9 protein-coding genes are annotated in these 11,617 nt (G+C 63.8%); 5 read left to right on the top strand and 4 right to left on the bottom strand.

The genetic code is table 11. The features are described 5' to 3' along the window. The first annotated feature begins 2 nt into the window (after window positions 1-2). From HJD22_RS01350 to rsd, 3 genes are all read left to right on the top strand, one after another. Window positions 3-563, top strand: a complete 561-nt coding sequence (locus HJD22_RS01350) for a disulfide bond formation protein B (protein ID WP_208656646.1) — start codon at window positions 3-5, stop codon at window positions 561-563. A gap of 71 nt (window positions 564-634) precedes the next feature. Then, window positions 635-1,060 (top strand): hypothetical protein, encoded by a 426-nt coding sequence (locus HJD22_RS01345; protein ID WP_208656645.1) that lies wholly within the window; start codon window positions 635-637, stop codon window positions 1,058-1,060. A 115-nt stretch (window positions 1,061-1,175) separates the two neighbouring features. After that, the gene (gene rsd, locus HJD22_RS01340) at window positions 1,176-1,679 is read left to right on the top strand and encodes a sigma D regulator (protein WP_208656644.1); all 504 of its coding nucleotides are present in this window, start codon (window positions 1,176-1,178) and stop codon (window positions 1,677-1,679) included. 81 nt (window positions 1,680-1,760) lie between these two features. Here the strand turns inward: rsd and HJD22_RS01335 are convergent, their stop codons facing one another. The 4 genes from HJD22_RS01335 to HJD22_RS01320 form a co-directional block, all read right to left on the bottom strand. Beyond that, entirely contained in the window at window positions 1,761-4,820 is a 3,060-nt protein-coding gene (locus HJD22_RS01335) for an efflux RND transporter permease subunit (RefSeq protein WP_208656643.1), read from the bottom strand. A 1-nt stretch (window position 4,821) separates the two neighbouring features. Continuing rightward, the gene (locus tag HJD22_RS01330) at window positions 4,822-5,970 is read right to left on the bottom strand and encodes an efflux RND transporter periplasmic adaptor subunit (protein ID WP_208656642.1); all 1,149 of its coding nucleotides are present in this window, start codon (window positions 5,968-5,970) and stop codon (window positions 4,822-4,824) included. Window positions 5,971-6,094: 124 nt separating this feature from the next. Continuing rightward, window positions 6,095-7,588: a malate dehydrogenase (quinone) gene (gene mqo / locus HJD22_RS01325; RefSeq protein ID WP_208656641.1), complete on the bottom strand. Its 1,494-nt coding sequence runs from the start codon at window positions 7,586-7,588 to the stop codon at window positions 6,095-6,097. A 402-nt stretch (window positions 7,589-7,990) separates the two neighbouring features. Further along, a complete protein-coding gene (locus HJD22_RS01320; RefSeq protein WP_208656640.1) occupies window positions 7,991-8,644 on the bottom strand; it encodes an HAD family phosphatase in 654 nt (217 codons plus the stop codon). A 173-nt stretch (window positions 8,645-8,817) separates the two neighbouring features. Here HJD22_RS01320 and HJD22_RS01315 point away from each other — a divergent pair, with 173 nt between their 5' ends. Then, entirely contained in the window at window positions 8,818-9,309 is a 492-nt protein-coding gene (locus HJD22_RS01315; RefSeq protein WP_208656639.1) for an RNA pyrophosphohydrolase, read from the top strand. 46 nt (window positions 9,310-9,355) lie between these two features. After that, window positions 9,356-11,617, top strand: coding sequence for a phosphoenolpyruvate--protein phosphotransferase (gene ptsP, locus HJD22_RS01310; protein ID WP_208656638.1), 2,262 nt, complete (start codon window positions 9,356-9,358; stop codon window positions 11,615-11,617).

Below are 11,617 nucleotides of genomic sequence, written 5' to 3'. Positions count from 1 at the left end.
CGATGCAGGCAAGCCACAAGGCGTCCCCCCTTCAGTCACTCTCCGCGCGACACTGGAGCCTGGCCGGGTTAGCATTCTGTGCATTGATGATGGGAGTGGCACTGACGCTCGAGCATGTTGCCGGCCTCGAGCCCTGCCCGTTGTGCATTTTCCAGCGGGTGGCGGTGCTCGCCACGGCAGCGGTGCTTGCGATCGCCGCGATCCACAATCCCAGAGGCTGGGGGAGAGCGCTTTACGGCACACTTGGCCTGTTGGGCGTGGCGGGCGGCATCGCGGTGGCCTGGCGCCATCTGTGGCTGCAGTCACTGCCTGCCGACCAGGTGCCGAGCTGCGGTCCCGGCCTGAATTACATGATCGAGATACTGCCCATGCGCCAGGTGCTGACGCATGTGCTCTCCGGCTCCGGGGAGTGCGCCGAGATCGATTTCCTGTTTCTCGGCATCTCGCTGCCCGGCTGGACGCTGATCGGATTCGTGATGCTGGCACTGGCGCCGCTGGGCCTGCTCGTAGGTGCCTGGCGTTCGCACAATCGCCGGGCGGTGGCTCATCCAGAGACGCCTTGATAGCGCCCGCTATCCATCTCGTGATAATTAACATGCTAATGTCTCGTAAAACGTGACCCAAGGAACGACTCATGCGTATGACACGAATTCTTCTTCCCCTTCTGCTGATGCTGCTGCTGGCGGGTTGCCAGGCGACTGCCACGCAACAGCAGCGCGCCACCGAGCTGCGTCCCGGCCAGCTCTATTATGGTCAGATGTCGGGGGGCTCGCAGCTGTTCACCTTCACGCTCGCCCACCCCAGCAACGTGCTACTCGAAGCCTCGACACCCCCTAGTCGTGGGCTGCCCGCTGGCTTCAATGGTCGTCTGATCGACGCTAATGGCCAGACGGTCATCGAGGACAATGAGAGCGGTGAGAACCGTAACTTCCGCATCGAGACGACGCTTGCGGCGGGGACCTGGTACCTGGAGGTGCGCCAGCCATTCAGCTGCCGGTCGACGCGCTGCGAGAGCGCCGACATGAGCTATACCCTCAATTACCGCGCCCTGCGCAACTGATCGATATTCGTCATCTGTTCGATTGACAGAGGCGGCGTCTCGGGCGAGTCTGTCCCTTCGCCAAGGAGGCAATGAGTCGGACGTTAGCGAGCAAGCAATCGGAAGGGAGGCGTCAATGCTTGAGAATTGCAAGACAGCCCTGGAACGCTGGGGTGGTGTGCACGAACTGATCGACCGCTGGCTGGATCAGCGCCGCGAGATGCTCGTCGACTTCGTCGAGCTTCAGGAGGCATGCGACACGGATCTGGAGGCGGTGAGCAAGGCACGCATCGACGCCTTCAGCGAGTTGTTGATGGATTACATCAGTGCGGGTCATTTCGAGATCTATCCACAGTTGCGCGAGGAGGCCAAGGCCTTCAACGACAACGAGGCACTGCTGGTGGCCGGTCAGTTGCTCGAGCGGCTCGAGATGTCCACCGAGCTGGTGCTCTCCTTCGATGCCGATTACTCCACTCCCGTGCGCTGCGAGCACTACCTGACTCGACTGCCGGCCTGGCTCGAGCGTCTCGCCAAGGGGCTGACGGAGCGTTTTGCCCTGGAAGACCAGCTGATCGGGCGCCTGCATGCGGCGCATTCGCCGCCGCCCGGCGCTCAATCCGCCCCCAGCGCAGTGACGTGAGCCGTCCCTGAAGGACAAGCGCCAGCATGAGACGTCAACGCCGTTGCGGTTTTCCGCAGCGGCGTTGTCTTTTGAGCGAGATCAGCGTCTGCTGGAGAGCTTGGCGCCGAGGACCAGCATGCAGGGGGTGAGCAGTAGCGTAAGCCCGGTGGCGAAGGTCAGGCCGCCGGCGATGGCGCTGGAGAGCTGGGTCCACCACTGGGTGGAGGGGGCGCCGAGCCCCAGGCTCGGTGCGAACAGGTTGACGTTGATACCAAGCACCATCGGCAACAGTCCAAGTACCGTCGTGATCGCCGTCAACAGCACCGGGCGCAGGCGCAGTCCGCCGGCCTCGAGTGCCGCCTCTGGCGCGCTCAAGCCGCTGCCACGCAACTGATTGTAGGTATCGATCAGCACGATATTGTTGTTCACCACGATACCCGCCAGGGCGATGATGCCCATGCCCACCATGACGATGCCGAAGGGCTGCCCGTTGACCAACAGCCCGAGCAGTACGCCAGCGGTGGAGAAGACGATCGCCGACAGCACCAGGCCGGCCTGGTAGAGGCTGTTGAACTGAGTGACCAGAATCAGCGTCATCAGGAAGATCGCCACACCGAAGGCGGTGATCAGGAACTGGGCGGTCTCCTGCTGATCCTCCTGCTCGCCGGCAATATTGACCATGACCCCCTCGGGCAGGCCCTGCATGCTGGCGAGCAGGGCCTGCAGGCGTTCGTCGGGGCGGTAGCCGGGGGCAACATCCGACTCGAGCGTGATCGCCCGACGGCCGTCAATGCGGTGCAGGCTGGCGACATTGGGGGCGGGTCTGATCTCGACGAAGTGACTGATCGGTACCTGGCCGCGATTGGTGTTGAGGGTCATGCCGCCGAGCTGCTCGAGGGAGCGCCACGCCTCGGGCAGGCGTACCCGGATATCGACTTCGTCGCTGACATGGGCCGGCCGATAGCTGGCGACCTGCAGGCCGGCGGTGACCAGCTGCACGGCGCTGCCGATCGCGGTCACATCGGCACCGAAGCGTGCCGCGGCCTCGCGGTCCACCTCGATGCGCCACTCGATGCCGGGCAGGCTGCGGTTGTCCTCGATGGCACTGAAACCACCGAGTTCGACCATCGCACTGCGCAGCGCATCCACTGTCTCATCGACCCTCTCGGGCTGCTGTCCGCTGATCTCGAGTACGATGGGCTTGCCGCTGGCAGGCCCCTGCTCCTGTTCGCGGAACTCGAGCATGATGCCGGGCAGGTCCTCGGTGCGGCTGGCCATGTCGGCGAAGATACGCGTAGCGGGACGGCGATGCTGCCAGTCGATGAACTGGAAGCTGAGCTGGCCGATTACGTCCGGGCCCAACTGCTCGTTGGGAATCGCAAAGGAGCGGGCATAGAGCGCCTGGACTTCGCTCATGCCTGCCAGGCGTCGCTCGACTCGCTGGACCACCGCATCGCGCTCGCGGGCCGAGAGGTCGCCTCGGGCTCGTACCAGCACCTGGGCGCTCTCGGGCTCGACGCTTGGGAAGAACTCGACTCCATGATTGAAGCGCCCATAGCCGACATAGATCAATGCCATGAGCGCTATCGCCATCAGCAGCGTCGCGCCGGGCCGCGCCAGCAGCCAGCCGAGTAGCCGACGATAGGCACGCCCCCCTTGGGTGATTCGTTGCTCGCCCTGACTGTGCCCCATGCCGCGGCTGAACACCGCACCCAGCGTGGGCAGAAAGATCAGCGCCATGGCCAGCGATGCCAGCAGACACAGGATTACCGTGGCTGGCAGGTACTTCATGAATTCGCCCACTACGCCTGGCCAGAACAGCAGCGGCATGAATACCGCAAGCGTGGTGGCGGTAGAGGCGATCACTGGCCAGGCCATGCGCGAGGCGGCGTTGGCCCAGGCAAGCGACGGTGCCTGGCCCTCGCGCAGATAGCGGTCGGCAAGCTCGCTGACCACGATGGCGCCATCGACCAGCATGCCGGCGACCAGGATCAGCGCGAACAGCACCACGATATTGAGGGTGTAGCCGAGCATCCAGACCAGCAGGATGCCGGTAAGAAAGGCACCCGGGATCGTCAGGCCGACCATCAGCGCACTGCGTGGTCCCATCACCGCCAGAATCACGATCAGGACCAGCACCACGGCGGTGAGCACGTTGTTGAGTAGTTCCGAGAGCATGTCCTGCACGGTGCGAGACTGGTCGGTGATGGTAGTGACTTCAAGCCCGTCGGGCAGCAGCGGGCCCGCTTCGTCGAGCAGCGCTCGTACCGACTCGATGGTGGCGATGATGTTGGCGCCGACCCGCTTGGAGATCTCCAGCACCACGGCAGGCTGATCGTTGATACGTGCAAAGCCCTGCGGGTCCTGGAAGGCGGGGCGAATGATCGCCACGTCGCCGAAGGTCACCACCCTGTCCTCCTCGATCTTGACCGGCATCGCCATGATGTCTTCGAGTGTCTCGATCACTCCAGGCACCTTCAAGGGCATGCGCCCAGCGCCGGTATCCAGGCTGCCGGCCGCCACCAGCCGGTTGTTGCGCGACATCTGGTTGAACAGCGCATCGAAGTCGACTTCGTAGCTGTCGAGCACCAGCGGATCGACGATGATCTCCAGGATATCCTCGCGCTCGCCGCCAATATCCACCTCCAGCACTTCGGGAATCGCCTCGATCTGCTCCTGCAGCAGGCGGGCCAGGGTCTGCAGCTGGAGCTCCTCCAGCGGGCCTGACAGGCCGATCGACAGAACCGGGAAGAGCGCGACATTGACTTCCAGAACGCGTGGCTCGTCGGCTTCGGAGGGCAGTTCGGCACGGGCGATATCGACCCGCTCGCGAACGTCCGCCAGGGCCTGGCTGGGATCGAAACCGGCATCGAACTCGAGTGTCACCGCAGCATGCCCCTCGCTCGATTGCGAGGTCATCTTGCGCATGCCTGCAATGGTGCGCAGCTCCTGCTCCATGGGGCGCACCAGCAATCGTTCGCCATCCTCGGGGCTGACCCCCTCCAGGCTCAGCGAGACGTAGATCATCGGAATCGCGACGTCGGGGTTGGCCTCCTTGGGAATGGCCTGATAGGCCAGGGCGCCGGCAATCAGCAGAAACACCAGCATGAGCAGGGTGGTGCGGGAGCGGTCCAGGGCCGCTTCGATGAGACGGCGCATGTCAGTTGGCCACCGTGGGGCTGGCCTCACCCCCCACCGGGAGATCCTGCAGGATGGCGTTGCCGCCCAGCTCACCGGTCTCGATCGGCGTGACCCGCTCGCCAACGGCGACGAAACCGCCCCCCAGCGTGATCAGGCGCACGCGATCCGGCAGGCCCGAGATCCAGGCCTGGCGGCTATCTGCCGTGAGCAGGTCGACGCGGTGGAATACGACGCGATCCTCGTTGTCGAGCGCCTTGATGCCGATCTGGCCCTGGTCGTCGAGCACCAGCAGCGCCGGCGATAGGCGGTGCGCCTGGCGCTGGGGCAGGGCGATGGCGAGGCTGGCGCTGGCTCCGGCGAGGCGGCGCCGCTCGGGGTTGTCGAGGCGCGCCTCGACGGCGAAGGTACGCGTGCCCTGCTCGGCTCGGCTGGCGACATGCACCAGCTCGCCCGCCAGTTCGCTGCCGTCGAGCAGGCGAATGCTCACCGCAAGACCGGGCTCGAGGTCGAAGGCATCGCGCTGGGCGACATGGCCCTGGGCCTTGAGCTGGCGGTCGTCGACCAGCAGGGCGATGACCTCGCCGACCTGCACGATGTCGCCTACCTCGATATCGAGGCGATCGACAACGGCATCGAATGGCGCCATCGGCCGGGTGTGTTGCTGCAACTGGCGCAGGCGCTGTAGCTCGGCTGCCGCCTGCGCCACTGCGCTGCTTAGGCGCAGCTGTTCGGTACGCGAGATCAGATCGCGCTCGCGCAGCCGTTCGGCGGCGGCCAGCTCGGCCCGAGCCAATTCCAGCTCCGCCTCGGCGCGGGTCAACTGGGCGGGCAAATCCTCTTCAGCCAGTTGCAGGAGCGTCTCACCGGCGGCTACGCGGGCGCCTTGCGCAACCGGCAGGCGCTCCACCTGGCCTTCGCTGCGTGCGCGCAGCTCCACTTCCCGCCAAGCGCCAAGCTGCCCCTGAACATTCACGCGGGGCATATACGCCTGAGCCAGGCTCTCCTGGATCTCGACCCGTGTCAGGGCGGCGGCGGGTTCGAGGGCCTCGGCGGGTGCCTCTGTCTGGAAGCGCTGCAGGTCGCCGAGCAGCAGCCACGCGAGCAGGACGAGGCCAAGGAGGATGGCAAACAGCAATGAGAGCGAGGGGCGGCGCAGACGGGGGGGCATTGGCCCTCCTTGGGCGAAATCGAGTGCGATAGCATAACCCAAGTCGTGGGCGTCTCGCAGTGGCGCTGAAACGCACTGCCCCGGCCATGGGCCGGGGCAGTAATGAGGCGTCCCACTGCTGGAACTAGGCGTCGGGATCGCTCAGCTTGAGAGTCCGATGGGAGCCACGACGGCTCTCCCTGAGCAGCTCTCCATCCTCGGCCAGTACCGTGGCCCGGGCCGGAACGATCTGCTCCAGACGGCTCTTCCACTCCGGCGAGGCATACTTCTCGGGGAAGCAGCGCTCGATTAGATTGAGCATGATCGATGTCGCCGTCGAGGCGCCGGGTGAGGCGCCCAGCAGGGCGGCCAGGCTACCGTCGCTTGCCGCCACCATCTCGGTGCCGAACTGCAGCACGCCGCCTTTCTTTGGATCCTTCTTGATGATCTGGACCCGCTGTCCAGCCATCTCGAGGCGCCAATCCTCGGCCCTGACAGCGGGGTAGAAGGCTTTCAGCTCCTCGATGCGCTCTTCATGGGTGAGGCGAGACTGCTCCAGCAGATATTTGACCAGGCTGAAGTTGTCACGTGCCACCGACAGCATCGGACTGAGATTGGAGGAGCTGACCGACTTGGGCAGGTCGAATACCGAGCCGGTTTTCATGAACTTGGTGGTGAAGCCGGCGAATGGCCCGAACAGCAGTGAGGGCTTACCATCGACATTACGCGTGTCGAGGTGCGGTACCGACATGGGCGGCGCACCGATGGGCGCCTGGCTGTAAACCTTGGCGTTGTGCTTGGAGACCACTTCCGGCAGATCGCAGCGCAGCCACTGGCCGCTGACCGGAAAGCCGCCGAAGCCCTTGGCTTCGGGAATGCCGCTTTTCTGCAGCAGGTGCAGCGACGCGCCACCGGCACCCAGGAAAACGAACCGCGCACGCAGCACGCGATCCTTGCCATGCTTGGCCTCGATCTTGACTCGCCAGGTGCCATCGTCGTTGCGCTCGAGGTCGGTGATGGTCTGGCCGGTACAGGTACGGATCTGTTCGTCGGGGTGCCTGCCGAGGCGCTCGAGCAGCTGGCGAGTGAGGGCGCCGAAATCGACATCGGTGCCGGCCTCAATCCGTGTCGCGGCAATGGCCTCGCCCGGCTTGCGGCCCTCCAGCAACAGCGGTGCCCATTGGGCGATCTCGGCGGGGTCCTCTGTGTACTTGATGGCATCGAAACAGGGGTGGGAGTGCATGGCTTCATAGCGCGCCCGCAGGAAGCGCACGTCCTTCTCGCCGCGCACGAAGCTCATGTGCGGAACCGGGAAGAGGAAGCGCGCGGGATCGCCAAGGTCGCCATGGTCGACCAAGTAGCTCCATAGCTGCTTGGACTCCTCGAACATGGTGTTGATCTGGATGGCCTTGGTCAGGTCGATCGCGCCATCCTCGGCCTGAGGCGTGTAGTTGAGCTCACATAGGCCGGCGTGTCCGGTGCCGGCGTTGTTCCAGGCAAATGAGCTTTCGCTGGCGGCGGAGTCGAGGCGCTCGATAATCTCGATGCGAGCGTTCGGCTCCAACTCGTGCAGGAGCGTGGCAAGCGTGGCGCTCATCACTCCCGCTCCTACGAGTACGACATCTACTGCCTCATCCATAGTGTCTCTACCATTCATATAGTCACTGAAGAAGGACGGCTGTCATCGAGGCGATCAGCCTCTCGGCCGGCGGAGGCTCATGGCCGAGCGTCTCGGTGATACGCCATGATCGGCGCTTGATTCGATGCGGCAGTATAGCGGCTTCGCGCCATAAATACTGCATGCCAAAGCTCAACTTTATGGTTAAGCCTCTCGCCATAAGGAAAACCTTGGGTCTGGGGGCGCAATAAAGCTTTGCCTTTTCAATCAGTTGCAACAGAGTGGGACTTTATCGTTGGTGGTGCAGTGCAATATAGCACTTCTGCAGGGAGCCCGCCGGGATGGCGACAGCGCATGCGCAGCCGTGGAGTTCGGCTGCGTGGATGGTTGCTCGAAGGCGATTGTCTAGCGTGAGATGCGAGTTCAGCGCAGGCTGATGATGCGCCAATCGCGCGCCTCGGCCACCTGGCGCAGAGTGTCGTCCGGGTCGACGGCTACGGGGTGGTCGACCTTCTCCAGTAGCGGCAGGTCGTTGTGCGAATCGCTGTAGAACCAGGCGCCGTCAAGGGAGATGTCGCGGTTGGCAAGCCACGCTTCCAGGCAGACGATCTTGCCCTCCCGGTAGCTGGGCGTGCCCGTGACTCGGCCGGTATAGCGGCTATCGACGATTTCTGGCTCAACGGCGATCAGGTGATCGACGCCGAGACGCTTGGCAATGGGGCCGGTGATGAAGCGGTTGGTGGCGGTGATGATCAGCAGGGTGTCGCCACGTGAGCGGTGATGCGCCAGCAACCCTTCGGCCTTGGCAAGAATGTTGGGCTCGATCTTGGTGGCCATGAACTGCTGATGCCAGGCAGCGAGTTGTTCGGGACTGTTTTCCGCCAGCGGTTTCAGGGCCACTTCAAGAAAGGCGTGGATGTCGAGGGTGCCATTGGTGTAATCACGCATGAAGCGATCGTTGGCATCGCGATAGGCGACGGCGTCGACGGCGCTCTGCTCCAGCAAAAACTCTCCCCAGGCGTGATCACTGTCGACGCTGATCAGGGTATTATCGAGATCGAAGATGGCCAGGCTCAAAGCGCTCTCCCGTGTGGATGGGTGGGCGGCCTGTAGAGGCCGGTAGACAGCAGGAGATTATTGCAGAACGGGGACGTGCTGAACAATGCCACTCACCCGGCGAAAGCCTTGTTGATGCGCTTTCCGGCTTTGTGGAAGAATGGCATCAATGGAAGATTCATAAGGTGACACCCGTGATCGACGCTGACGGCTTTCGCCCCAACGTTGGCATTATCATTGTCAACCATGAGGGCCAGCTGCTTTGGGCGCGTCGGGTAGGACAGAATGCGTGGCAATTTCCCCAGGGAGGCATCAAGGCAGACGAGACACCACAGCAGGCACTGTTTCGCGAGCTCGAAGAGGAGATCGGTCTCACTGCGGCCGATGTCGAGATCCTGGCCTGTACCCGAGGATGGCTGCGCTACCGATTACCCAAGCGCATGGTGCGAATGCACTCCCGGCCGCTCTGTATCGGCCAGAAGCAGAAATGGTTCTTGTTGCAGATCCGCTGTCAAGATAGTCGGATCTGCGTGGATACCACTGCCAAGCCGGAGTTCGACGGTTGGCGATGGGTCAGTTACTGGTATCCGCTTGGGCAGGTGGTGCCCTTCAAGCGGGAAGTCTACCGCCGCGCGCTGCGCGAGCTGGCTCCCCGTGCGCAGCGGCTCGCACTGGGTGAAGAGTGACCCCTTTGCTGGCAGCACGACATTCAAGTGACAAGAAAGAGTGCTTATGCTCGATGTCCTTCGCCGCATCGTCCAAGAGGTCAACGGGGCACGCTCGCTGGAGGCGGCCCTGTCGACCATGGTGCGCCGCATTCGCAAGGCGATGCGCACCGATGTGTGTTCGTTCTATCTGTTCGATCCCGAGCAGCAGAAGTTGGTCCTTAACGAGACGATAGGTTTGCATACCCGGGCCGTGGGCCAGGTTGCCATGAGGGTGGGTGAAGGTCTGGTGGGGCTGGTGGGGTTGCGCGAAGAGCCGCTCAATCTCGAGGATGCGCCCGCGCATCCCCAATTCCGCTATTTCGAGGAGACTGGAGAGGAGCGCTACTCGAGCTTCCTCGGTGTGCCGATCATTCATCAGCGGCGCATGCTGGGCGTGCTGGTGGTACAACAGCAGGAGAAGCGTCGCTACGACGAGGGTGACGAAGCCTTTCTAGTCACCATGGCGGCGCAATTGGCCGGTGTACTGGCCCATGCGCTGGCCACCGGGGCGCTGAGTCGTTCGGCTCGGCCCGATGGCCAGGCAAGGTTCACGGGAGTGGCCGCGTCGCCGGGGATGGCGATCGGCGAAGCCGTGGTGATATCGCCGCTGGCCGATCTCGATAGCGTTCCCGATCTGATTCCCACCGATGTCGATTATGAGGTGAAACGGCTGCGCGATGCGATCTATCGCGTCCGCGACGAGATCCGGGCGGCGGGTGAGCGTCTTGCCAGCAGAATCAGCGCCCAGGAGCTTGCGCTATTCGAGGTCTATCAACAGATGCTCAGCGAGGCTGCGCTGGGCCAAGAGGTGGAGAAGCGTATCCGCGAAGGGCAGTGGGCGCCCGGTGCGCTGGCCGATGTGGTGCGCCGCCACGTGCAGTATCTGGAGCGCGTCGACGATAACTATCTGCGGGAGCGGGCAACCGACATTCGCGATCTTGGTCGCCGCGTGCTTGCTCACCTGCAGGAAGATAGTCCGCAAACACCGGAAAACTTTCCCGAGTGCACCATTCTGGTCGGCGATGAAATCAGCGTGGCGACACTCGGCGAGGTGCCCCGCGACAAGCTGGTCGGGCTGGTGTCGGTGCGCGGCTCCAGCACGTCGCACGTGGCGATTCTGGCCCGCGCGATGGGGATTCCCACCGTGCTTGGGATGGTCGACCTGCCACTGCCGCGGCTCAACGGCTCGCGGGTGGTACTTGACGGTCATCGCGGGCGGCTGTTCGTGCGACCCGGCGCCGAGCTCGAAAGCCACTATCAGACACTGATTGCCGAGGAACAGGCGCTGGCGAAGGTGCTCGAATATGAGCAGCACCTGCCGAGCCGCACCCCGGATGACTATGACATGCCGCTGATGGTCAATACCGGCCTGGCGGTGGATGCCGTGGCATTGTTGAAAAGTCGTATCAGCGGGGTGGGGCTCTATCGCACCGAAGTGCCGTTCATGATCGCCGAGCGCTTCCCCGGTGAGCAGGAGCAGGCCCGGCTCTACCGTGACCAGCTCGAGGGCTTCGCGCCGCTGCCGGTGGTCATGCGTACGCTGGACATCGGTGGCGACAAGGATCTTCCCTACTTCCCCATTCACGAAGCCAATCCATTCCTCGGCTGGCGCGGCATACGCGTGACCCTCGATCACCCTGAGGTGCTGATGGTGCAGCTGCGCGCCATGCTCAAGGCGTCCCAGGGGTTCGATAACTTGCAGATTCTGCTGCCGATGGTGACCAATGTCGATGAGGTCGACGATGCCCTGAAGCTGCTGGACCGTGCCCGGCGGGAGCTGGCCGAGGAGGGCATCGAGGTGGGGCGGCCCAAGGTGGGAGTGATGATCGAGGTGCCCGCCACTCTCTATCAGCTCGACACCCTGGCAGAGCGCGTCGACTTCTTCTCGGTGGGCAGCAACGATCTGACCCAGTATCTGCTGGCCGTGGATCGCAACAATCCCCGTGTGGCGGACCTCTACGATGCCTGTCACCCCGCGGTGCTGGCGGCTCTGGCCCGCCTGGCCAACGAGTGCGCCGTGCTTGAGATGCCGGTCTCGGTGTGTGGCGAGCTGGCAGGCGATCCGGCGGGGGCGCTGCTGCTGATGGGAATGGGGTTCGATGCGCTCTCGATGAATGCCCCCAGTCTACCCCGGGTGCGGGCCGCTATCCGTCGGGTGCCGCTAACTGCGGCTCAGACGCTGGTGGAGGAGACGCTGCGGTTCTCGACACCTGCGGCGGTGCGTCACCATCTAGGCAAGTGCATGGAGAGATGGCAGCTGGCACACCTGCTGCCGCCTCGCGACTAG

This window comes from Halomonas sp. TA22 (assembly GCF_013009075.1).
Taxonomy (GTDB): domain Bacteria; phylum Pseudomonadota; class Gammaproteobacteria; order Pseudomonadales; family Halomonadaceae; genus TA22.
The sequence above is the reverse complement of the archived record's forward strand: the minus strand, read 5'-3'. Positions and strand labels throughout refer to the sequence as shown.

Bases quoted from the DNA above. Each gene is read 5' to 3' on its own strand.
- HJD22_RS01350 (WP_208656646.1), top strand. From the start codon at position 3: ATGCAGGCAAGCCACAAGGCGTCCCCCCTTCAGTCACTCTCCGCGCGA.
- HJD22_RS01345 (WP_208656645.1), top strand. From the start codon at position 635: ATGCGTATGACACGAATTCTTCTTCCCCTTCTGCTGATGCTGCTGCTG.
- rsd (WP_208656644.1), top strand. From the start codon at position 1,176: ATGCTTGAGAATTGCAAGACAGCCCTGGAACGCTGGGGTGGTGTGCAC.
- HJD22_RS01335 (WP_208656643.1), bottom strand. From the start codon at position 4,820: ATGCGCCGTCTCATCGAAGCGGCCCTGGACCGCTCCCGCACCACCCTG.
- HJD22_RS01330 (WP_208656642.1), bottom strand. From the start codon at position 5,970: ATGCCCCCCCGTCTGCGCCGCCCCTCGCTCTCATTGCTGTTTGCCATC.
- mqo (WP_208656641.1), bottom strand. From the start codon at position 7,588: ATGGATGAGGCAGTAGATGTCGTACTCGTAGGAGCGGGAGTGATGAGC.
- ptsP (WP_208656638.1), top strand. From the start codon at position 9,356: ATGCTCGATGTCCTTCGCCGCATCGTCCAAGAGGTCAACGGGGCACGC.